The 21,655-nt window shown below is 70.9% G+C and carries 20 protein-coding genes; 11 read left to right on the top strand and 9 right to left on the bottom strand.

What is annotated here, in order from left to right; genetic code table 11:
- Positions 1–46 precede the first annotated feature (46 nt).
- From V1351_RS14515 to V1351_RS14490, 6 genes are all read left to right on the top strand, one after another.
- The gene (locus V1351_RS14515; RefSeq protein ID WP_338748904.1) at positions 47–985 is read left to right on the top strand and encodes a carbamate kinase; all 939 of its coding nucleotides are present in this window, start codon (positions 47–49) and stop codon (positions 983–985) included.
- A 58-nt stretch (positions 986–1,043) separates the two neighbouring features.
- Complete coding sequence (locus tag V1351_RS14510; RefSeq protein WP_338748903.1) at positions 1,044–2,150, top strand: ring-opening amidohydrolase; 1,107 nt, start codon at positions 1,044–1,046, stop codon at positions 2,148–2,150.
- Between the two features lie 6 nt (positions 2,151–2,156).
- Complete coding sequence (locus tag V1351_RS14505; RefSeq protein ID WP_338748902.1) at positions 2,157–3,365, top strand: CaiB/BaiF CoA transferase family protein; 1,209 nt, start codon at positions 2,157–2,159, stop codon at positions 3,363–3,365.
- Between the two features lie 120 nt (positions 3,366–3,485).
- Positions 3,486–4,337, top strand: a complete 852-nt coding sequence (locus V1351_RS14500; RefSeq protein ID WP_338752561.1) for an AAA family ATPase — start codon at positions 3,486–3,488, stop codon at positions 4,335–4,337.
- Positions 4,338–4,344: 7 nt separating this feature from the next.
- Positions 4,345–5,457 (top strand): vWA domain-containing protein, encoded by a 1,113-nt coding sequence (locus V1351_RS14495; RefSeq protein ID WP_338748901.1) that lies wholly within the window; start codon positions 4,345–4,347, stop codon positions 5,455–5,457.
- Positions 5,450–6,604: an XdhC/CoxI family protein gene (locus tag V1351_RS14490; protein WP_338748900.1), complete on the top strand. Its 1,155-nt coding sequence runs from the start codon at positions 5,450–5,452 to the stop codon at positions 6,602–6,604. Before V1351_RS14495 ends, V1351_RS14490 begins: the two co-directional genes overlap by 8 nt.
- Here V1351_RS14490 and V1351_RS14485 read toward each other — a convergent pair.
- The 4 genes from V1351_RS14485 to V1351_RS14470 all read right to left on the bottom strand — a co-directional run bounded on the left by V1351_RS14485 (position 6,591) and on the right by V1351_RS14470 (position 11,514).
- A complete protein-coding gene (locus V1351_RS14485; protein ID WP_338748899.1) occupies positions 6,591–8,024 on the bottom strand; it encodes a carboxyl transferase domain-containing protein in 1,434 nt (477 codons plus the stop codon). The genes V1351_RS14490 and V1351_RS14485 overlap by 14 nt on opposite strands.
- Before the next feature lie 103 nt (positions 8,025–8,127).
- Complete coding sequence (locus V1351_RS14480) at positions 8,128–8,535, bottom strand: potassium channel family protein (RefSeq protein WP_338748898.1); 408 nt, start codon at positions 8,533–8,535, stop codon at positions 8,128–8,130.
- Positions 8,528–9,892 (bottom strand): TrkH family potassium uptake protein, encoded by a 1,365-nt coding sequence (locus tag V1351_RS14475; protein WP_338748897.1) that lies wholly within the window; start codon positions 9,890–9,892, stop codon positions 8,528–8,530. Before V1351_RS14475 ends, V1351_RS14480 begins: the two co-directional genes overlap by 8 nt.
- Positions 9,893–9,981: 89 nt before the next feature.
- Positions 9,982–11,514, bottom strand: coding sequence for a glycerol-3-phosphate dehydrogenase/oxidase (locus V1351_RS14470; protein WP_338748896.1), 1,533 nt, complete (start codon positions 11,512–11,514; stop codon positions 9,982–9,984).
- A 74-nt stretch (positions 11,515–11,588) separates the two neighbouring features.
- Between V1351_RS14470 and V1351_RS14465 the strand changes: the two genes are divergently transcribed.
- Positions 11,589–13,256: an FAD-binding oxidoreductase gene (locus V1351_RS14465; RefSeq protein WP_338748895.1), complete on the top strand. Its 1,668-nt coding sequence runs from the start codon at positions 11,589–11,591 to the stop codon at positions 13,254–13,256.
- Complete coding sequence (locus V1351_RS14460; protein WP_338748894.1) at positions 13,253–14,128, top strand: diacylglycerol/lipid kinase family protein; 876 nt, start codon at positions 13,253–13,255, stop codon at positions 14,126–14,128. The genes V1351_RS14465 and V1351_RS14460 overlap by 4 nt, the downstream gene beginning before the upstream one ends.
- Positions 14,129–14,159: 31 nt before the next feature.
- Here the strand turns inward: V1351_RS14460 and V1351_RS14455 are convergent, their stop codons facing one another.
- The 4 genes from V1351_RS14455 to V1351_RS14440 all read right to left on the bottom strand — a co-directional run bounded on the left by V1351_RS14455 (position 14,160) and on the right by V1351_RS14440 (position 17,538).
- Positions 14,160–14,858: a hypothetical protein gene (locus V1351_RS14455; RefSeq protein ID WP_338748893.1), complete on the bottom strand. Its 699-nt coding sequence runs from the start codon at positions 14,856–14,858 to the stop codon at positions 14,160–14,162.
- On the bottom strand, positions 14,855–15,802 hold the full coding sequence (locus V1351_RS14450) for a DMT family transporter (RefSeq protein WP_338748892.1): 948 nt from the start codon (positions 15,800–15,802) through the stop codon (positions 14,855–14,857). Before V1351_RS14450 ends, V1351_RS14455 begins: the two co-directional genes overlap by 4 nt.
- A gap of 37 nt (positions 15,803–15,839) precedes the next feature.
- Entirely contained in the window at positions 15,840–16,775 is a 936-nt protein-coding gene (locus V1351_RS14445) for a cation diffusion facilitator family transporter (RefSeq protein ID WP_338748891.1), read from the bottom strand.
- A gap of 67 nt (positions 16,776–16,842) precedes the next feature.
- Positions 16,843–17,538: a GAF and ANTAR domain-containing protein gene (locus tag V1351_RS14440; protein ID WP_338748890.1), complete on the bottom strand. Its 696-nt coding sequence runs from the start codon at positions 17,536–17,538 to the stop codon at positions 16,843–16,845.
- Positions 17,539–17,629: 91 nt separating this feature from the next.
- On the opposite strand from V1351_RS14440, the gene V1351_RS14435 reads away from it, so the two are divergent.
- Positions 17,630–18,337 carry a spermidine synthase gene (locus tag V1351_RS14435; protein ID WP_338748889.1) on the top strand — a complete coding sequence of 236 codons (708 nt, stop codon included), beginning with the start codon at positions 17,630–17,632 and terminating at the stop codon, positions 18,335–18,337.
- A gap of 29 nt (positions 18,338–18,366) precedes the next feature.
- Here the strand turns inward: V1351_RS14435 and V1351_RS14430 are convergent, their stop codons facing one another.
- Positions 18,367–18,876, bottom strand: coding sequence for a hypothetical protein (locus tag V1351_RS14430; protein ID WP_338748888.1), 510 nt, complete (start codon positions 18,874–18,876; stop codon positions 18,367–18,369).
- A gap of 232 nt (positions 18,877–19,108) precedes the next feature.
- Between V1351_RS14430 and dnaK the strand changes: the two genes are divergently transcribed.
- Both dnaK and grpE read left to right on the top strand, forming a co-directional pair.
- Positions 19,109–21,007, top strand: coding sequence for a molecular chaperone DnaK (gene dnaK, locus V1351_RS14425; RefSeq protein ID WP_338748887.1), 1,899 nt, complete (start codon positions 19,109–19,111; stop codon positions 21,005–21,007).
- Positions 21,004–21,648, top strand: a complete 645-nt coding sequence (gene grpE, locus V1351_RS14420; protein ID WP_338748886.1) for a nucleotide exchange factor GrpE — start codon at positions 21,004–21,006, stop codon at positions 21,646–21,648. The genes dnaK and grpE overlap by 4 nt, the downstream gene beginning before the upstream one ends.
- Positions 21,649–21,655: the final 7 nt, after the last annotated feature.

The raw sequence follows: 21,655 nt of genomic DNA, 5'->3' as shown, positions 1-21,655 counted from the left end.
CTGTTGACCATGCGGGCCCATCCGGTCGACTCGTAAGGTGCATCACATGCGCTTCGTGATTGCTCTGGGCGGAAACGCCATGACCGCCGAGGACGGCAGTGCCCGGCCCGGCGACCAACGGGATGCGATCCGGCGCGCCGCCGGTCCCATCGTCGACCTCGTGGCGGCCGGCCACGAGGTGCTGCTCACCCACGGCAACGGCCCCCAGGTCGGCAACCTGCTCGTGAAGAACGAGCTCACGGCGGGGCACGTGCCACCCGTGCCGTTGGACTGGTGCGGCGCCCAGACGCAGGCGACGATCGGCATGCTCCTGCTGAACGCCCTCGACGAGGCGTTCGCTGCCCGAGGTGTCGACCGGCGCAGCGCCGCACTGGTCTCGCGCACCCTGGTGGATGCGCAGGACGAGCACTTCGTGGAGCCCACCAAGCCCATCGGGCGGTACCTCACCGAGGCGGACGCCCGTCCGCTGATGGCCCAGGGGCAGCAGTTCATCGAGGTCGAGGACCGTGGCTGGCGCCGCGTCGTGGCCTCGCCCTCTCCGGTGGAGTGCCTCGACGGGCCGACCGCAGACGCGCTGATGAGCGCCGGTTACGTCGTCGTCTGCTCCGGCGGCGGCGGCATCCCCACGATCAAGGACTCCGACGGCGCCTACGTCGGGGTCGAAGCGGTCATCGACAAGGACCTGACCGCAGCCCTCATCGCCCAGCAGGTGGCGGCCGACTATCTCGTCATCGCCACCGACGTCGACGCGGTCGTCGCCGACTGGGGGGCCCCGTCGGCGCACCCGATCGACGAGGTCACCACCGAGGAGATGCGCACCATCGCCGCCGAGCAGGGTTTCGCCGCCGGGTCCATGGGACCCAAGGTCGAGGCCGTGACCACCTTCGCCGAGTCCGGCACGGGGACGGGCGTGATCACCTCGCTCGACCGCATCACCGCTGCCATCGAGTCCCGGGCCGGTACGCGTGTCGTGCCCGCCCGGTGAGCAACAGTCCGCACCCGCACCACCACCGATCCAGCCAGTACAACGGAAGGACATGCCAATGCCATCTGCAATCGAAGTCCGCAAGGTCCCGATCCACTCCGTGGCCGACGCCAGTGAGCTGGCCACGCTCATCGACGGCGGCGTCATGGAGGCCGACCGCGTCATCGCCATCATCGGCAAGACCGAGGGCAACGGCGGAGTCAACGACTACACCCGCATCATCGCCGACCGTGCCTTCCGTGAGGTGATCCAGGACAAGGGCACCCGCTCCGAGGAGGAGGTGCGCCAGATCCCGATCGTCTGGTCCGGTGGCACCGACGGCGTCATCAGCCCCCACGCGACCATCTTCGCCACCCTGCCCGAGGAGAAGACCACGGCCACGGACGAGCCGCGCCTGTCCGTGGGCTTCGCCATGAGCGACCAGCTGTTGCCGGAGGAGATCGGGCGCACGCCGATGATCGAGAAGGTCGCGGTGGCGGTCAAGGACGCGATGGAGCGGGCCGGCATCACCGATCCGGCCGACGTCCACTACGTCCAGACCAAGACGCCGTTGCTGACGATCGACACCATCCGCGATGCCAAGAGCCGTGGCAAGAGCGTCTGGACCGACGACACGCTGAAGTCGATGGACCTGTCCAACGGCGTGACCGCGTTGGGCATCGCCGTCGCGCTCGGTGAGATCGAGATGCCGACGGACGCCGACGTGCTGGAGAACCGTGACCTCTACTCCGCGGTGGCCTCCTGCTCCTCCGGTGTGGAGCTGGACCGCGCCCAGGTCGTCGTCGTCGGCAACGCCCGCGGCATCGGTGGCAACTACCGCATCGGCCACTCCGTGATGGACGACGCCCTCGACGCCGACGGCATCTGGGAGGCGATCCGGGACGCCGGTCTGGAGCTCCCGGAGCGGCCGCACCCCTCGGACCTTGATGACCGTTTGGTCAATGTCTTCCTCAAGTGCGAGACCAGCCAGGACGGACACGTGCGAGGTCGCCGCAACGCGATGCTCGACGACTCGGACGTCCACTGGCACCGCCAGATCAAGGCTGCCGTCGGTGGGGTCACCGCCGCGGTGACCGGCGACCCGGCCGTCTTCGTCTCGGTCTCCGCAGCCCACCAGGGCCCCGAGGGTGGCGGGCCCGTCGCGGCGATCGTGGACATGGGCTGATTGCGCGTGACTGACGGCGACGTCACCGCGGCGTCGGCGGGCGCCGGGCCACTGTCCGGGACCCTGGTCCTGGACATGACCCGGGCGCTCGCCGGCCCCCACGCGGGCATGATGCTCGGCGACATGGGCGCCCGGGTCATCAAGATCGAGAGCCCCACCGGCGACGACAGCCGCGGCTGGGGCCCTCCCTTCCTCGGCGAGGGGGAGGACCGCGAGTCCACCTACTTCATGTCGGCCAACCGCAACAAGGAGTCGATCACCCTCGACCTCAAGGACGAGGACGACCGCGAGGTGATGACCCGGCTGGTGCGCCGGGCCGATGTGCTGATGGAGAACTTCCGGGTCGGTGTGCTGGCCCGGCTGGGATTCAGCGTCGAGCACCTGCACGAGCTCAACCCCCGGTTGGTCATCCTGTCCATCACCGGCTTCGGTCATGACGGGCCCGAGGCCACCCGGGCGGGTTACGACCAGATCGCCCAGGGTGAGGCCGGGCTGATGAGCCTGACCGGGATCGACGAGCCGACGAAGGTCGGCGTGCCGATCGCCGACCTGCTGGCGGGCATGAACGGTGCCTACGGGGCCGTGGCCGCCCTCTACGAGCGCGAGCGCACCGGCCGTGGCCGCGTGGTACGCACCTCGCTGATTGCGAGCGTCGTCGGCATCCACGCCTTCCAGGGCACCCGGTGGACCGTCGGGGGCGAGGTGCCGGGCCTGTCCGGTTCACACCACCCGTCCATCGCCCCCTACGGGTTGTTCCACACCGCCACGGCACCGATTCAGCTCTCGTGTGGCTCCGAGTCGCTGTGGCAGCGGTTCGCCCCGGCGCTCGGGCTCGACCCGGCCGAGGCCCGCTTCGCCACGAACGGCGACCGCGTGGCACACAAGGACGAGCTGATCGCCCTGCTCGAGGGGATCTTCGCCGAGGAGAGCGCCGAGCACTGGCTCGAGGTGCTCACCGACGTCGGGGTCCCCTCCGGCAAGGTGCGCACCCTCGATGAGGTCTACCAGTGGGATCAGGCCCTGTCCCAGGGCCTGCGGATCGAGGTCGACCACGCGACGAAGGGCCGCCTGGCGCTGCCCGGACCCGTCCTGCGGCTGGACGACAACGACTACGCCGGGGCACGACGGGAGCACATCGCCCCGCCGACCCTGGGCCAGCACAACGAGTCGATTCGGACCTGGTTGGCCGAGACCGAGGACGACACCGGCCGGTAGCCGGGTGGATGGGAGCTCCTTGATGAGCAGTCACGAGGACCGGCGGGTGGCGGCGTCGGCCGGGAGGCACGGTCACGCACCTAGGATGAGCGCGTGACCACCCCCGACAGCGCCGCCAGCATGCGTGCCCAGCTCGGCGAGGTCGGGTACCTCGCCGACGAGGGCGTCTCGACGATCGCCTACCTCGCCGTGGCCATGCAACGGCCGCTGCTGCTGGAGGGCGAACCGGGTACCGGCAAGACGGCCCTCGCCGAGGCCCTGGCGCAGTCGTTCGACCTGCCCCTGATCCGCCTGCAGTGCTACGAGGGGATCGACGCCACCCAGGCCCTCTACGACTGGGACTTCACCCGCCAGATCCTGCACCTGCGCGCCGTCGAGGCGGTCGGCGCCGCGGGTGACCTGCGGGCCACCGAGGAGTCCCTCTTCGACGAGCGTTTCCTGCTGACGCGACCGATCCTGCAGGCCCTGCGCGGCAGTCCCGCCGTCCTGCTCGTGGACGAGATCGACCGTGCCGATGACGAGTTCGAGGCCTTCCTGCTCGAGGTGCTCTCGACGTATCAGGTCTCCATCCCCGAGATCGGGACGGTCCGGGCGACGGAGCCCCCGATCGTCGTGCTGACCTCGAACCGGACCCGGGAGCTGCACGATGCGCTCAAGCGTCGCTGCCTCTACCACTGGATCGAGCATCCTGATCTGGCGCGCGAGACGGCGATCGTCCGCAGCCGACTGCCGCAGGTGAGCGAGCGGCTCGCCGAGCGGGTCGTGCACGTGGTGCAACGACTGCGCGCGGAGGGGTCCCTGATGAAGCCCCCGGGTGTGGCGGAGACACTCGACTGGGCGCGCGCCCTGCACGAGCTCGGTCGCGCCGACCTGGACCTGGAGTCGGCCTCGGCCACGATCGGCGCCCTGTGCAAGTACCGCGAGGACACCGAGCGGGTGCGCTCCGCGCTCGACCAGATCATCAGCGACTGAGGTCGGCGTGGCACCCGAGCAGCCGGCCGACCCGATCACGGGGTTCGTCGGTTTCACGCGGGCGCTGCGTGCTGCCGGGGTGCGCACCCGGCGGGCCCAGGACTTCATCGAGGCCATCAGCCGGCTGGACGCCGGCTCCCGGGACGACGTCTACTGGGCCGGTCGGGCGACGCTGTGCGACGAGCCGGATGACATCCCCACCTATGACCGGGTCTTCCGGTCGTGGTTCGTCGCCGAGCTCGTCGATGGTGGGAGAGGGTCACCGACGACCGAGGTCCGCGCGTCGGCGGAGGCCTTCGGCGAGGACGAGAACGACTCCGGCTCCTCTGACGCCCAGGAGGACGCGGTGGCGGCGACCGCCTCACCGGTGGAGCAGCTGAGGCACCGGGACGTGGCCGAACTGAGCGCCGCGGAGCGGCGACGGGTCAACGCCATGCTGGCGCGGCTCGATGCGCGCGGGCCCCAGCGACGGTCGCGACGTCGCTACCCGGCCAGGCGTGGCGACATCGACATCGCCAGGACCGTGCGTGACCAGTTGCGTCGTGGGGGTGAGCCGGGTCCGCTGCGTCGCCGGTCGCGCCGGTCGCGGCCCCGGCGCGTGGTCGTCCTGATCGATGTCTCGGGCTCGATGCAGCCCTACGCCGACAGTCTGCTGCGCCTGGCCCATCGCATGGTCGGCGCGGCGCCCCGCACGACCGAGGTCTTCACACTCGGCACCCGCCTGACCCGCGTGACGCCGGCGCTGCGCCAGGCCGACCCCGAGGAGGCGCTCGCGAGCGTGGGGTCCCTGGTGCCGGACTGGTCCGGCGGCACTCGGCTGGGTGAGGTGCTCCAGGCCTTCGTGGACCGGTGGGGGCAGCGTGGCGTGGCCCGCGGCGCCGTCGTGGTGATCGCCAGCGATGGGTGGGAGCGCGGGGGCGCCACGCTCCTGGGGGAGCAGGTGGGTCGCCTGCGACTGCTGGCGCACGCCATCGTCTGGGCCAACCCGCACCGCGGCAAGCCGGGGTATGTTCCGGTACAGGGAGGCATCAAGGCGGCGATGCCCTTCCTCGACGGTCTGGTTGCCGGCCACTCGTTGGCAGCGTTCGCGGAACTGATGGAGGTGGTGCGCGATGCGTGATGTTCTGGACGACGTCGTGTCTGCGTGGGAGGAAGGGGGCGTGGCCGGTCTGGCGACCGTGGTGAACACGATCCGCTCGGCGCCCCGACTGCCCGGAGCGGCCATGGTCGTGCTCCCGGACGGCAGCGCTGCGGGGTCGGTCTCCGGCGGCTGCGTCGAGGGCGCGGTCTACGAGCTGTCCGAGGAGGTCGTGGCCACCGGGACGCCGGTCCTGGAGCGTTACGGGTTCAGCGACGACGACGCCTTCGCGGTCGGGCTGACCTGCGGGGGGATCATCGACGTCTTCGTCGAGCCGGTCAGTCGCGAGACCTTCCCGCAGTTCGGCACCGTCGCCGAGGACATCCGGCACGGGCGTCCGGTGGCGGTGGCGACGGTGATCGAGCACCCCGATCCGGCGTGGCTGGGTCGTCGGCTGGTGGTACGTCCGGATACGACGGAGGGCACCCTGGGCAATGACCACGCAGACCATGCCGTGGCCGACGACGTCCAGGGCCTGCTGGCAGCAGGGACGAACGCGATCCTCGCCTACGGGCCCGAGGGCCAGCGCATGGACAGCGGCATGTCGGTCTTCGTGTCGTCCTTCCAGCCCCGGCCGCGGATGATCGTCTTCGGCGCGATCGACTTCGCCGCGGCGGTCGCCCGCCAGGGAGCGCTCATCGGGTACCACGTGACGGTGTGCGATGCGCGTCCGCTCTTCGCCACCCGGGAGCGTTTCAAGGAGGCGGACGAGGTGGTCGTCTCCTGGCCGCACCGGTACCTGCAGCGGGAGCTCGACGCCGGACGCATCGACAACCGCTCGGTGGTGTGCGTCCTGACGCACGACCCCAAGTTCGACGTGCCGGTGCTGGACATCGCCCTGCGGTTGGAAGGGCGGCAGCGGCCGTTCTACATCGGCGCGATGGGGTCGCGCCGGACGCACGAGGACCGGCTCGAGCGCCTGCGCGAGGTCGGGCTGGGGGAGGAGCACTTCGCAGGCTTCCACAGCCCGATCGGTCTCGACCTGCGCGGGCGGACCCCCGAGGAGACCGCAGTGGCCATCGCCGCCGAGATCATCGCCCTGCGCTGGGGCGGATCGGGCCGCGAGCTACGCAGCACCGGGCACGACATCCACGCCGAGGGGCGGCAGGAGCCGGTCAGTCCCCACTGAGTTCGCGCAGGCGTGCGCCGATCGACGCGGCGACGGCATCGGCGAAGTCCTCGGGGGTGTCGGTGGCCGTCTCGGGGATGATCCGGCTGACGGTCCCGGTCTCCATCAGCTCGAATGCGGAGACCTTCTGCTGCTCGACCATCTGCGGCGCGTGCGTGGTGTCACCGTGGACGATGACGCTGGCGCCCTCCGGGGGCAGCGGGGAGAGCCAGGCGTTCTCGGCGGCGATCGTGGCATCCGCCGGGAGGAGGGCGAGCGCGCCACCCCCGCAGCCCTGACCGAGCAGCACCGAGACGCTGGGGACGGTGAGCGTCGTCATGCCGGCGATGCACCGGGCGATCTCGCCGGCGATGGCGCCCTCCTCGGCCCGCTGGGACAGCTCTGCGCCCGGGGTGTCGATGACGGACACGAGCGGCAGGCGCAGCTGGTTGGCCAGCTTCATGCCGCGGCGTGCCTCGCGCAGCGCCGCCGGGCCCATGGGCGAGGACGGGGACTGATGGGCCCGGTCCTGGCCGATGACGACGCAGGCGACCCCGTCGATGCGGGCGACCGCGACGAGCATCGCGGTGTCACGCTCGCCCTCGTCGGTGCCCTGCAGCCGCACGATGGCATCGCTGCCGTGGCGCAGCAGGTCGCGCACCCCGGGACGATCCGGCTCGCGGGTCAGCTCGACGGACTGCCACGAGGACCGGCGCCGGGTCGTCGGTGTCGGACGCTCCCGGCGCGTGGAGGGAGCCGGTGGGTCCAGCAGCAGGCCGAGGGTGCGGTCCAGCAGGCGCGGCAGGTCCTCGGTCGGGACGACGGCGTCGATGATGCCGTGCTGGACCAGGTTCTCGCCGACCTGAACCCCCGGGGGGAAGGGTCGCCCTTCGAGCTGTTCGTACACCTTCGGTCCGAGGAAGGCGACCAGGGCCTCGGGCTCGGCCACGGTGATGTGACCCAGTGATCCCCACGAGGCAAGCACTCCTCCGGTGGTGGGGTGGCGTAGGTGCACTAGGTAGGGCAGGCCCGCGTCCCGGTGGTCCATCAGGGCGCGCGAGATCGTCACCATGTGCACGAAGGCCGGGGTGCCCTCCTGCATGCGGGTACCGCCGGAAGCCGTGGAGGCCACCAGTGGCAGTCCCTCGGCGGTGGCCCGTCGGACGGCGTGGACGATCCGGTCGGCGGCGGCAGCGCCGATCGAGCCGGCGAGGAAGGAGAACTCGTTGGCGATCACGGCCACCGGGCGTCCGTGCACGCGTGCGCTGCCGGTGACCACCGACTCATCGGTTCCGGCCCGTTCAGCGGCGCGGCGCAGTGTTGCCCGGTAGTCCTGCGGGTGCCCACTGATGTCGATGGGTCGGTCCCACGAGTCGAACGACCCGGGATCGAACACCCGGTCGAGCAGGTCGTGCACGGACAGGCGATGACGAGAGGACATGCTGGCGAGGCTAGCCACGGCGGACCTGCGGGGGCAGGGCAACAGGTGCCGAACGTCCCGGCGTGCGTAGGCACAACCTGCTGCCTCTCGTGGTGGTCCGGCGCTACCGCTGCAGGAGGTCGTCGGCCATCGACAGGCCCGCGTCACGCTCGGGCTGGATGATCCGGGTGACACCGAGGCGGAGCAGGGCCTCGTAGTGCTGGCGGGAGCCGGCTTTGGCCCACACCTCGTGGATCCCGAGCTCGTTCAGCGCCGTCGCGGTCATCAGGGACGCAGCCACGTTCGTCATCCCGAGCACGACGATGGTGTCGGGGGTGATGCCGAGCTGACGCAGGGTTTCCTCGTCCCGGGCCTCGGCGATGGCGAGGTGCTCGATGTCCTCGGCGAGGCCATCGACCACCGCCTCGTCGATGTCGACGCCGAGGACGCGACGGCCTGCGCCCTCCAGACGCAGCGCGAGGGCGGCGCCGAAGCGACCGAGGCCGATGACGGCGATGTCGAACCTAGCCAACGAGAACCCTTTCGTGGGGGACCTCGAAGCGTCGAGGGCGGTGGCGGAGCGCCAGTGCGGCGCCGAGGGTCAGCGGTCCGAGGCGACCGAGGAACATCATCCCGATGAGGATCACCTCGCCGCTCGGTGGGAGCCTGCCGGTGATGCCGGTCGACATCCCCACGGTGCCGAAGGCCGAGATCGCCTCGAAGAGCACGGCGTCGAGGGTGAAGGGGGTGACCACGAGCAGGATGGCCGTCGACCCACCGACGAGGCCGACACCCAGCAGGACCACCGTCAACGCCTGGCGCATGTTCTCCGGGGAGAGCCGACGGCGCAGCACGCGCACGGAGGGCTCGCCGCGCAGCTCGGCCCAGATGACGAAACCGAGCAGTGCGAAGGTCGAGACCTTGATGCCGCCCGCGGTGCCGGCGTTGCCGCCCCCGATGAACATCAGTCCGTCCAGCAGCAGCAGGCTCTCCTCGTGCAGTGCGCCGATGTCGATGCTGTTGAAGCCGGCGGTGCGGGCGGCCACGGACTGGAAGGCCGCGGCAAGGAACTTGCCCCCGGTGCCCAAGGGGCCGAGCGTGTCCTCGTTGCGCCACTCGAAGGCGGCCAGGGCACCCGCGCCGCCGATCCACAGCACGAGCGATCCCCACAGGACGATCCGTGCGTGTGTCGTCCACCGCCGGAACTGCTGGCGCCAGTGCCGCAGCACCTCCCACCACACGGGGAAGCCGAGTCCGCCGACCATCACCGATGCCATGATCGGCACGCACATCCACGGGTCCTCCACCCAGGGCACTGCGCTGTCGGCCTGCAGGGCGAAACCGGCGTTGTTGAAGGCCGAGATCGCGTGGAAGAGGCCGGAATAGAGCGCCTCGGACCAGCCGTCGTGGTAGGCCACGCGCAGCCGGACCGAGAGCGCCAGGGTGGTCGCCACCTCGACGGCCAGGGTGAACCAGACGATGCCGAGGACGACGTCGCCCGGGGTGCGGTGGAAGATGGCGCGTGACTCGGCGCTGGTCAGCACGTTGGCCGGGGCGGCCAACCGGCGGCCGATGACCATGACCAGCAGGGTCGCGGCCGACATGACGCCGAGGCCGCCGATCTGGATCAGCGCGAGGATGGTCACTTCACCGAAGGTCGACCAGTGGGTGGCCGTGTCGACGGTGGTCAGACCGGTGACGCACGTGGCCGACGTCGCGGTGAACAGCGCCGTGAGGACGTCGGTGGACTCGCCCGTCTCCGCGGCCAGTGGCGTCCACAGGGCCAGAGTGCCGAGGGCGATGACCGTGGCGAAGCCCATCATGACCGTTCGGGCAGGATTCGCCACCAGACGGTTCAGCAGATGCGTGTTCATCGTGCCCTGGGCCACGCGGATGACGCTACCCCCGTTCGCGCTCGAGGAGTCCGCGACGGCCGGGTCCAGCAGGGTGGTTCAGGCGACAATCCGGGGCGATGGCGTCAGACGGTGAGTGCGAGCGCGCGCTCTGCGGCGGCGGTGGCGCGTGTGACGTCCGCATCGACGAAGCTGATCCGGGTGCGACGCTCGATCAGGTCCTCGACGGTGAGGGCGCCCTCGTGCGCGACGGCGTGGGTGAACTCGGCGCCGATGGTCGGGCAGCCCGGCGCGACCTGCTCGGCCAGACCCGGATCGGCCTCCGCGAACGCCGTCACCCGGGGAGCGAGCGTGCCGTAGCGGCGCACGAGCCGGGTGGGGGCCGCGACCCGCTCCAGCAGGTGTGGCGGCGCGGCACCCAGGAGGGGAAGGGAGGTGGTCCGGCACGGGGCGACCGGACCGCCGACGCGGATTGCGATGGCGTCGATCGCGTCCTCGGCCATCTTCCGGTACTCGGTCAGCTTGCCGCCGGTGATCGTGATCGGGCGTCCCGGCTCGTCGATGAGCAGGTGGTCGCGGGAGGCGTCGGCGCTGGCGCCCCCTTCGCCCCGGCCGGCGAGGGTGACCAGCGGCCGCAGGCCGGCGAAGCGACCCACGACGTCGCTCCGGGTCAGCGGCTCGGCTAGCACGGTGCTCATCGTCTCCAGCAGGAAGGTCTCGTCGGCCAGCGGGACCGGGGGAGCGGTGGGGTCGGCGCCGGGAGCGCCTTCGTCGGTCAGGCCGAGGAGGACCAGGTCGCCGCTGATCGGGATGGTGAAGATGAAGCGGCCGAAGTGCCCGGGCACCGGCGCACTCAGCTGCGCGGTGGGGAAGCCCAGCCGCTCGGCCCGCAGCACGAGGTGGGACCCGCGGGAGGGGGTGACGGCGATCGACGGCTCGTACTCGCCGCTCCAGACACCGGTGGCCAGCAGGACGTGTCCGGTGGCGTCGATCGTCGTGCCGGAGAGGGTGTCGGTCAGGCGCACCCGATCGGCGTCGAGCGGCTCGGCGTCGACATAGGTGACGATGTCCGCCCCGTGGGCGGCGGCCGTGCGGGCCAGGGTGGTCACCAGACGCGCGTCGTCCTCGACCTGACCGTCGGAGTACATGATCCCGCGCAGGCCCTCGCGGGCCGCGGGCACGAGCGCGCGGACCCCGGCGGCCGAGACCCGGGAGGGGGTCGGCAGGATCGAGCCGGGGGTCCCGGCGACCCGGCGGAGCCCGTCGGCGAGGACGATGCCGGCATTGGACGCGAGCGACTCGACCACGGTCGTGTCCGGGACGATGTTGCGCAGCGGACGTACGAGGTGCGGCGCGGTCCGGGTCAGCAGGTGATGGCGCTCGACCGCCGAGCGGTGGGCGATCGGGACGTCGGCCTTGGCCAGGTACCGCAGCCCGCCGTGCACGAGCTTGCTGCTCCAGCGGCTCGTGCCCGAGGCGAGGTCGGCGCGCTCGACGAGGGCGGTGCGCAGACCGCGGGACGCGGCATCCAGCGCGGCGCCGGTACCGGTGACGCCACCGCCGACGACGATGACGTCATAGCGGTCGGTGGCCAGCCGGTCGAGGGCCTCGCGCCGCTGCTCGCGGTTGAGGCTGGAGGACGGGGTCCGGGGGCTCAATGGACTCCTCGGCTGAGTGGAGCGTCACGGTTGTCGGGCAGTTCGTGGATCGTACAACTTGGCACAATGCCCGCATGGCTGATCTCACCGACCTTCCGCGGCGCTCCGTCTGGCACGGGTGGGGTGACCCGGCGCACGTCAAGCCCCTGCCCACCGGTGGCTGGCCGCTGCTGAAGTTCCTCGGCGGGGTCGAGCCGGCCGCGCGGGAGACGCCGCCGGTCGCGCTGGAGGACGTGCGCCTGCCCGCGGTGCGCCTGACGGACTCCGCCCGGGCGGCGCTGGCCGCGGTCGTCGGCGACGAGCACGTCTCCACCGAGCACCTCGACCGCGTGGAGCATGCCGGCGGCAAGAGCTACCCGGACCTGCACCGCCTGCGCACCGGCGACGGATCCCGGGCCCCGGACGCGGTGGTCTTCCCCGGCACCTCACGGGAGGTCTCCGAGCTGCTCGCCGCCTGCGTGGAGCACGAGGTGGCGGTCGTCCCCTTCGGTGGCGGCACCAGCGTCGTCGGTGGAGTCGACCCCGTACGCGGCCGCTTCGCCGCGGTGATCAGTCTCGACCTGCGGCGCCTCAATGCCGTCACACGGGTCGACCCGGTCTCCCAGACGGCGGTCGTGCAGGCCGGTGCCCGCGGGCCCGAGGCCGAGGCGGTCTTCCAGCGGTACGACCTGACCCTGGGCCACTTCCCGCAGAGCTACCAGCAGGCCACCATCGGTGGGTACCTCGTCACCCGCAGCGCCGGCCAGGCCTCGTCCGGGTACGGCCGGTTCGAGGAGAACGTCGTCTCGGTGACCATGGCGACCCCGACCGGCGATGTCGTCCTCGGTGGCCGGACGCCGGCCAACCAGACAGCGGCGGGACCGAAGCTGCTCGACGTCGTCATCGGCAGCGAGGGCCTCCTCGGTGTCGTCACCGAGGCCACGGTGCAGCTGGCCCGCCGGCCCGTGATCGAGCACCAGGAGACCTGGGCGCTGCGTGACACCGAGACCGGGTTCGCCGCCTTCCGCGGCCTGGCGCAGGAGCTGGGCCACGGGATCATGCCCGACGTCTCCCGGTTGTCCGACCACAACGAGACGACCACGGTGATGGCGCAGGCCGGGATCCCCGGGATGGCCGGCATGGGGCTGATGCGGGCCCGCGGGTGGCGCGACCCCGCTCTCGCGGTCTTCCAGTTCGAGGCCGAGGACAAGGCCACGCTGAAGTTCCGACGCAAGCGGCTCGCCGCGCTCCTCAAGCGCCACGGCGCGGTCAGGATGACCGACTCGATCGCCGAGCACTGGATGGGGGGCCGCTTCCGTGGCCCGTACCAGCGCGACCACCTGATGGACCGCGGCGTCTTCGTCGAGACGGTGGAGACCGCGACGACGTGGGACAACCTGCAGCACCTCCACGACCGGGTGCAGGCGGCGATCGCCGAGTCGATGGGTCGTGTCTGGGTGCAGTGCCACATCTCCCACCTCGGCGACGGTGGCGCCTCGCTCTACTACACCGTGCTGGCCAGCGGCGAGAGCGACCCCATCGCCCAGTGGGAGAGGGTCAAGACGGCCGCCGGCACCGCGATGATCGAGGCCGGTGGCACCATCACCCACCACCACGCCGTCGGCACCGACCACCGTCGGTGGATCGGGACGGAGATCGGCGACGGCGGCATCCGGATCCTGCGGGCGATCAAGGCCGAGCTCGATCCGACCGGGATCCTCAACCCCGGCAAGCTCCTGCCCGAGGAGGGGGACCGCGGATGAGCATCCGGGACGCCCTGATCGTGGCCAACCCCGCCGCGCGCAACGGCGAGACCAGGACCTTGATCCCGGTGGCGGCGGACATCCTGCGTGCGCACGGGTGGTCGGTCGAGGTCGCGGTGACCACGTCCGCCGAGCACGCGGTCGAGACCGCCGCGGCCGGAGGGTCGGACGGACGGCTGCTCGTCGCGCTGGGCGGCGACGGTCTGCTCGCCCGGGTCGCGGAGGGGGCCATCCGATCCGACGCGCTCGTCGCGCCCCTGCCCGGCGGTCGTGGGTGCGACTTCATCCGAGCCGTCGGTGGCTCCCGGATCCTGGACGAGGCGGCGTCGGCGCTGCCCTTCGCCACGGAGCGAAGGGTGGACGTCGGCTACGCGGGAGCCACCCCCTTCCTCGGCGTGGCCACGGTCGGCTACGACTCCCGCGCCAACGACCACGCCAACCAGGCTCCGGGCTGGCTGCCGGGAGGTCTGGTCTACGCCTACGGCGGAGCCCGGGCCCTGCTGGAGACCCGGTCGACCTCGATCACGATGACGACGGACGGGCGCAGCCGCACCTTCGCCGGGTGGAGTGTGGCGATCGGCAACTCGGGCCACTACGGCGCCGGGATGAAGGTCAACCCGGACGCCGACCTCGACGACGGGGAACTCGACGTCACCACCGTCGAGGGCCTACCGCGGTGGAAGTACCCGATGCTTCTGCCGCGGTACTTCAAGGGCACCCACATCGACGGCGTCGACATCCGCGCGGCTCGGGGACGGGAGATCGAGGTCAGTGCGCCCGTCGGGCAGCGGGTCTACGCGGACGGGGACATCGTCGGTCGGACACCGATGAGCTTCACCGTCCGGCAGCAGGCGCTGCGCATCCTCGTGTAGCTGCGTCGCTGCTGCGCTGCGGCCCGGGAGGTCACCGGCGTCCCCGGGGCGTGGCCAACCAGTAGGTGTAGGTCCGCATCCCGTCGGTGGTCCCGATCTCCTGCTCGAACCGGCGCGGTGCGGTGAGCTCGAAGTCGACCGGTCGCCGGAAGAGCGGACCGTCGTGCGCGAAGGAGTGGAACTCGCCGAGCTCCCCGCACGGATCGACACCAGCGGGAAGGTCGGCGAAGAAGTCGTGGTCCAGGCCGACCCCGAGGCCGTCGGGACCGAGCACGGCCGCATCGACGACGACGGTGACGGCGCGGATGCCCGAGGCGAGGAACCTCTCCACGCACTCGTGCGAGGTCAGCCCCCACAGGGGCTCGAGCACCTCGATCCCGAGCGGCGCGAACTGCGCCACCTTGTGGTCGAGGACCCCCGATGCACACAGGTCACCGAAGGCGAAGGTGTCGATGCCCTCCCTTCGCATCCGGGTCGCGGCAGCGTCCATCGCCTCGACGTATCCGCCCAGACCCGGCCCCGGGATCACCACCGTCTGCAGCGGCAGGCCGATACTGTCCGCCTGCGCCTGCAGCAGGTCGACCGGGATCTCGTGCACCGTCGAGGCGCTGCTCTCACGCAGGACCGTCGTCACCAGCCGGTCGACGACGACGCTCTCGTCGTCGAGCAGGGCGGTCAGGGCCAGGGCCGAGTCCTTGCCGCCGCTCCAGTGGAAGGCGACTGTCCTCATGGCGGGGACGGCACCGACCTCGAGCCGAGGCGTCGTCCACGGCGGTGCGCCGGAGCCGCCACGAGCAGCAGACTGAGCAGGGCCACAGCGATACCGGCGGCAGAGAGCGCCGAGAGGGTCTCACGCAGGACGAGCACTCCCAGCAGGGTCGCCGTGACCGGTTCGGCGAGCGAGAGGGTGGCGACCGTGCTCGCGGAGAGCCGGGCCAGCCCGTGCTGGAAGAGCACGTAGGAGACCCCGGTCGCGCCGATCCCGAGCCAGAGCACCACGGCCCACCCGGCGGGGGCACGCAGCCACGTCAGGTCGGCCGAGAAGAGCGCGGGCAACAGCAGGACGGCGCCGGTGACGAAGAGGCCGGCCACGACGGCCAGTCCGCGTACTCCCCGGAGCAGGAGCGTGCGGGCGGCGACCGTGTAGCCCGCGTAGGACACACCCGCGCCGACGGCCGCGGCGATGCCCAGCGCATCGACCCGCTCGGCCCCGCCGGCGGATCCGGCCACCAGGAGGACGACACCCGTGACCGCCCCGGTCGTCGCCACGGCCCACCGGGGACGTGGTCTCTCGGACAGCAGGAGGCCGAGAAGACCGGTTGCGAGAGGAGCGGTCCCCAGCGCCACGACCGTACCGACCGCCACCCCGGCGCGGGCGACCCCTTCGAAGAAGCACACCTGGTAAGCCGCGACGCAGAGGCCGCCGAGCAGCACGACGACCGGCTGGGGGACCCGTGCCGCCCGGACGGTGGGGTGGGCCCGGCCGCTCCGGGGCCGGATCGCCACGGCCAGCAGCGCCAGGGCCAGCGCACCGGCGACGATGCGCAACGTTCCCACCACGACCGGCTGGGTACCCTCCGGACCGAGTGCCTGGGCGGTGCCCGTGGTTCCCCAGAGCGCGGCAGCCCCGATGGCGGCCACCACCGCTGTCGTTGTCCCCGTACTCCGTGTCACGGGGACCATCCTCGCCGGTGACCCCGGGTCGTGTCCGTCAGTGCTTGGTCGAGCGCGGCTCATCCTTGCTGATCGTCGGTGTCTCGACCTGGATGGTCGAGTGGTGGATCGCCACGTCGAAGTGCTCGGCGACGCACTCCTTGACCTGGGCCAGTACCTCGGCGGCATGCCCGTCGACGAAACACTCCTCGTCCACGACGACGTGGGCGGTGAGCGTGGGCAGCCCGGTTGCCACGGTGGAGGCGTGCAGGTCGTGGACCTCGCGCACGTGCTCCACGGACAGGATGTGGTGGTGGACCTCGTCCAGGTCCAGTCCCTTCGGCGCGAACTCCATGAGCACGCTCGAGGTCTCGCGCATGAGCTTGATCGCGCGCGGCAGGATGAGCACCGCGATGAAGAGGGCGGCGATGGCATCCGCCCGCAGGTACCCGGAGGTCGAGATGACGATCGCCGCGATGATCACGCCGACCGAGCCGAGGGCGTCGTTGAGCACCTCGAGGAAGGCGGCGCGCATGTTGAAGTTCGCCGACCGGCCCGAGGCGAGCACGGCAATGGCGATGACGTTGGCCACCAGACCGATGACACCGAAGACCAGCAGCTCCCCGGCCAGGATCGTCGGCGGGTCGAGGAGGCGGCGCACGCCTTCCACCGCCGCGTAGGCACCGACGACGAGCAGGAGGGTGGCCTGGGCCAGCGCCGCGATCACCTCGATGCGTCGGTAGCCCCAGGTCCGCCCGGGCGACGGGGGGCGCAGCATCAATGTGCCGGCGACGAGCGCGACGAGCAGCCCTGATGCGTCGGTGAGGGCGTGGGCCGTGTCGGTCAGCAGCGCGAGGCTCCCGGTGAGCCACGCGCCGACGGCCTGCGTGACCACGACGCCCGCCGTGATGACGAAGACGATGGCGAGCTTCGCGCGGAAGTCCCCCGGGTGGCCGGTCTCGATGGCGGGGGTGTGATCGTGTCCTGCACCCATGACGGCATTGTCCCCTTCGTCGATGACCGATCGGGTGCCGGGTCACTCCCCGGCCGGTCGTTGCGGGTCAGCCCGACAGGTCGCCCCGCGTGACGACGGACTCGGCGAGGTCGGACATCTTGACGTTGTTCTCCTGCGACATCCGCAGCAGGACCGAGGTCGCCTGCTCCTCCGACATGTCGTAGCGCGCCCGCACCATCCCGACCGCCTGCCCGATCGTGCGAGCGTTCTCCAGCGCGGCGTGCAGCTGTCGGCTCGTGCGTGCCGCGGTCAGCGCGACCGCGGCGTGGGAGGCCAGGACCCAGCCACGGCTCTCGCTCACGACGCCGAGGGCGTGCTCCCGGTCGCTGTAGAGGTTCAGCGCGCCGAACGTGTGCTGGTGGTTGAACAGCTGGAAGCCGAGCATGCCCCCGACCCCGAGCTCACGCGCACGGGGCAGGTACCGGGGCCACCGGGTGTCGGTCCTCGTCGACGGGCAGTGGAAGGCCTGGTTGCGCGCCTCCTGAGCGTGCGAGGCGTCGTAGCACGGTCCCTCGCCGAACTCTGCCTGGGCATCGTCGGAGTCGCGCACCCGCTGGCTGGTGGCGGCAGGCGTCGCGACCTTCTGCCGCTTGGTCAGGAGCATGATCCCGGCGTCGTCGCACCCGGGCACCAGGTCCACGGCCATGTCCACGACGGCGTCGAGCACGCCCTGCTCGGAGGTCTCGCTGGCCAGATCCCTCGCGATGGTCGCGAAAAGCACCGTCTCGTCCTCGTCGTTCATCGATGGCGTCCTCTCCACGACGTCACCACTGCCCTACCCCCTCACCCACGGTTGACGCAGGAGGCGCGCCCCGGGAGGCACACTGGGGGCGATGCGACGATTCGAGGAACTGGCCTGGAGCGAGACGCCACGGGGGGAGATCAGCCTGCGCCGGCGGATCGAGCCGACGCTCAAGGTCGATGTCTACGAGGTGAAGCTCGGCGACGAGTTCCTCATGTCCAGCCTCTTCACGGTCGCCGAGGTCGAGCTGGCCCGGCTGGGCCTGGCGCAGGCGAAGGGCGACCAGCTGGACGTCGTCGTCGGCGGCCTCGGCCTCGGCTGCACCGCGAGGGCGGCCCTGGAGGTCCCGCGGGTGCGCTCGTTGGTCGTCGTCGACGCCATGGCCGAGGTCATCGACTGGCACGAGCGCGAGTTGCTGCCGGAGTCCCGGCAGCTGGTGCGGGACCCGCGCACCCGGTTGCTCCACGACGACTTCTTCGCGCTGGCCGCATCCGAGGAGGGGCTCGACCCGCAGGCTCCCGGGCGCACCTTCGACGCCGTGCTGCTGGACATCGACCACACGCCGCACCACCTGTTGCATCCGGACCACGCGCCGTTCTACACGGTGGACGGGCTGCGCCGTCTGCGTTCGCACCTCAGGTCCGACGGTGTCTTCGCGCTCTGGTCGGACGACCCGCCGGACGAGCAGTTCGGCGCGCTGCTCGAGCAGGTCTTCGACCGGGTGGACGCGCACGTGGTCGGCTTCGACAACTTCCTCACCGGTGGGGAGTCGAGCAACACCGTCTACGTGGCCCGCTGATCGGGACCGCCGCACGGTACGGCGGGTGATCAGTGGGTGAGGACCACCTTCACCGCGACGACGACCGCGGCCAACAACGCGATGGCGACCGAGAAGATCCATGTCCCACCCGAGGGCTTCTTCCCCTGGAGCCGCTCGACGACGAAGACGATCATCGCGATGCGGATCAGGATCACCACCTCGGCGAGCAGCTGCACGTTGCGCGGATCCGTCCAGTGCAGACCCGCCGTGGCGAGGACGGCGCAGGGCAGCACGGCGGACGTGACGATGGGCATGGCATCCGGCAGCAGGGCCAGGCGCTCGGAGCGGGTCAGCGACCTGCCCGCGTGCAGGTTCTGCACGAGTGCGTGCGCGAACACGTGCGCGATGAAGGTCGAGAACGCCACGCCTGCGACGATGGCGATGCCCCAGTAGGTCTGGGAGAGGGTGATCGGCACCAGGGCGGCCAGCACCAGGATGTTGCCGTAGACGTAGGCACTGATGCGAGTGGCCGCAGATGCGGGGGCAAGGGCCGTGGTGTGGCGATGGGTCAGGAACACGAGTGGGCCCAGCTCTCCGGGACCGGCGCGCAGCTGCAACCCATGGGCGAATGGTAGTCCCGCTGCTGCATCACGGGTGGGAACAAACCCCGGCCGTCCTTAGTTGAGCCAAGTGAACTCAACTTTTGAGCCTCGGATTTGCGCAGGCTGCAGTTCGGTGTCTAAGTTGAGTATCAGCAACTCAACTCCCGTCGGGGCCCGGCCTCGACACCCGATCACGAAGGAGCGCCCCATGGCCCGTGCCGTTGGCATCGACCTCGGAACCACCAACTCTGCCGTCGCCGTCCTCGAGGGTGGCGAGCCCACGATCATCGCGAACGCCGAGGGTGGTCGCACCACCCCGTCCGTCGTCGCCTTCTCCAAGGGCGGCGAGGTCCTCGCCGGTGAGGTCGCGAAGCGTCAGGCCGTGACGAACGCCGACCGCACCCTCCGCTCCGTCAAGCGCCACATCGGCACGGACTGGACCTCGGACGACATCGACGGCAAGAAGTACACCGCGCAGGAGATCTCCGCGCGCACCCTGCAGAAGCTCAAGCGCGACGCCGAGGCCTACCTCGGTGAGGACGTCACCGACGCGGTCGTCACCGTCCCCGCCTACTTCGACGACCACGAGCGCCAGGCCACCAAGGAGGCCGGCGAGATCGCGGGCCTGAACGTCCTGCGCATCGTCAACGAGCCCACCGCGGCTGCGCTGGCCTACGGGCTGGACAAGGGCAAGGAGGACGAGCTCATCCTCGTCTTCGACCTCGGTGGCGGTACCTTCGACGTCTCCCTGCTCGAGGTCGGCAAGGACCCCGAGGACGGCTTCTCCACCATCCAGGTGCGCGCCACCTCCGGTGACAACCAGCTCGGTGGTGACGACTGGGACGAGCGGATCGTCGACCACCTGCTGACCCAGGTCAAGAACAACACCGGCGTGGACCTGGCCAACGACAAGATCGCCATGCAGCGTCTGCGTGACGCCGCGGAGCAGGCCAAGAAGGAGCTGTCCTCCGCGTCGACCACGTCGATCAACCTGCAGTACCTGAGCATGGGCGACAACGGTCCCATCCACCTGGACGAGTCGCTCTCCCGTGCCAACTTCGAGAAGATGACCAAGGACCTGCTCGACCGCACGAAGCAGCCCTTCGAGAACGTCATCAAGGACGCCGGCGTCTCCCTCTCCGACATCGACCACGTGGTCCTCGTCGGTGGCTCGACCCGCATGCCCGCGGTCAGCGAGCTCGTCACGGAGATGACCAAGAAGGACCCGAACAAGGGCGTCAACCCGGACGAGGTCGTCGCGCTCGGCGCGGCCCTGCAGGCCGGCGTCCTCAAGGGTGAGCGCAAGGACGTCCTGCTCATCGACGTCACCCCGCTGTCCCTGGGCATCGAGACCAAGGGTGGCCTGTTCACCAAGTTGATCGAGCGCAACACGGCCATCCCGACCAAGCGCTCCGAGGTCTTCTCCACCGCCGAGGACAACCAGCCCTCGGTCCTCATCCAGGTCTTCCAGGGTGAGCGTGAGATCGCCCAGCAGAACAAGAACCTCGGCACCTTCGAGCTCTCCGGCATCGCGCCGGCACCGCGCGGTGTGCCGCAGGTCGAGGTCACCTTCGACATCGACGCCAACGGCATCGTCAATGTCTCCGCCAAGGACCGCGGCACCGGCCAGGAGCAGAAGATCACCATCTCCGGCGGCTCCGCGCTGTCGAAGGAGGAGATCGACCGCATGGTCAAGGAGGCCGAGGCCCACGCGGACGAGGACGCCAAGCGCCGTGAGGAGACCGAGGCACGCAACACCGCGGAGAACCTCGTCTACTCCACGGAGAAGTTCCTCACCGAGTCCGGCGAGAAGCTGACCGACGAGCAGCGCAAGCCCGTCGACGACGCCCTGGCCGACCTCAAGGAGGCCATCAAGCCCGAGTCCGAGATCAGCGTCGAGGACCTGAACGCAAAGGTCGACACCCTCAACGAGGAGAGCCAGAAGATGGGCGCCGCCCTCTACGCGGCCTCCGCCGAGGAGGAGCAGGCCGGTGGCGGGACCCCGGGTGCCGACGCCGGTGGCGACCAGGGCTCCGCCGAGGGTGACGACGACATCGTCGACGCCGAGGTCGTCGACGACGAGTCCGACACCGAGGAGAAGAAGTGACCGACCCCAACCAGCCGATCGACCCCGAGGTGAGCGTGGACGCGGTCGACGCTGCCCCTGGTGCCGAGGAGCCGGTCGAGGCCGAGGTGGTCCCGCAGGAGCAGCCGAGCGCTGGCTCCGGGGCCGCCCCCGGCGGTTCGTCCGACGGAGACGACACGACACCGTCGGACGCCCCCGAGGGCGATGTGCACCCCGACACCGCCCTCGCGGCCGAGCGGCTCGCGGACCTGCAGCGACTGCAGGCCGAGTACGTCAACTACAAGCGACGTGTGGACCGCGACCGGGCGGAGATCCAGATCCGTGCGGCGCACGACGTCCTCGAGACGCTCCTGCCGGTGCTCGACGAGATCCAGCTCGCCGATCAGCACGGGGACCTGCCCGAGGGCACCCCGGTGCGCACCATCACCGACAAGCTCCAGCAAGCGCTGGGCAAGTACGGCCTGGAGCGTGTCGGGGCGAAGGGTGAGCCCTTCGACCCCAACGTCCACGAGGCACTGATGCACGCCGAGTGGGATCCGCAGGACTCGGACCTGCCGACGGATGCCACCGAGACGACGATCGTCACGGTGCTCCAGCCGGGCTACCGTGCGGGCGAGCGTGTCCTGCGGGCCGCCCGCGTCGCCGTCGCCGACCCGCAGTAGCCACCGG

Origin of the sequence: Janibacter sp. A1S7 (assembly GCF_037198315.1) — a bacterium.
GTDB classification, from domain to species: Bacteria; Actinomycetota; Actinomycetes; order Actinomycetales; family Dermatophilaceae; genus Janibacter; species Janibacter alittae.
The sequence above is the reverse complement of the archived record's forward strand: the minus strand, read 5'-3'. Positions and strand labels throughout refer to the sequence as shown.

Excerpts from the sequence above, each read along its gene's own strand:
- V1351_RS14460 (WP_338748894.1), top strand. The coding sequence starts at position 13,253 with ATGAGCATCCGGGACGCCCTGATCGTGGCCAACCCCGCCGCGCGCAAC.
- V1351_RS14485 (WP_338748899.1), bottom strand. The coding sequence starts at position 8,024 with ATGTCCTCTCGTCATCGCCTGTCCGTGCACGACCTGCTCGACCGGGTG.
- V1351_RS14490 (WP_338748900.1), top strand. The coding sequence starts at position 5,450 with ATGCGTGATGTTCTGGACGACGTCGTGTCTGCGTGGGAGGAAGGGGGC.
- V1351_RS14445 (WP_338748891.1), bottom strand. The coding sequence starts at position 16,775 with ATGGGTGCAGGACACGATCACACCCCCGCCATCGAGACCGGCCACCCG.
- V1351_RS14435 (WP_338748889.1), top strand. The coding sequence starts at position 17,630 with ATGCGACGATTCGAGGAACTGGCCTGGAGCGAGACGCCACGGGGGGAG.
- V1351_RS14440 (WP_338748890.1), bottom strand. The coding sequence starts at position 17,538 with ATGAACGACGAGGACGAGACGGTGCTTTTCGCGACCATCGCGAGGGAT.
- V1351_RS14500 (WP_338752561.1), top strand. The coding sequence starts at position 3,486 with ATGCGTGCCCAGCTCGGCGAGGTCGGGTACCTCGCCGACGAGGGCGTC.
- V1351_RS14465 (WP_338748895.1), top strand. The coding sequence starts at position 11,589 with ATGGCTGATCTCACCGACCTTCCGCGGCGCTCCGTCTGGCACGGGTGG.
- dnaK (WP_338748887.1), top strand. The coding sequence starts at position 19,109 with ATGGCCCGTGCCGTTGGCATCGACCTCGGAACCACCAACTCTGCCGTC.
- V1351_RS14510 (WP_338748903.1), top strand. The coding sequence starts at position 1,044 with ATGCCATCTGCAATCGAAGTCCGCAAGGTCCCGATCCACTCCGTGGCC.
- V1351_RS14515 (WP_338748904.1), top strand. The coding sequence starts at position 47 with ATGCGCTTCGTGATTGCTCTGGGCGGAAACGCCATGACCGCCGAGGAC.
- V1351_RS14455 (WP_338748893.1), bottom strand. The coding sequence starts at position 14,858 with ATGAGGACAGTCGCCTTCCACTGGAGCGGCGGCAAGGACTCGGCCCTG.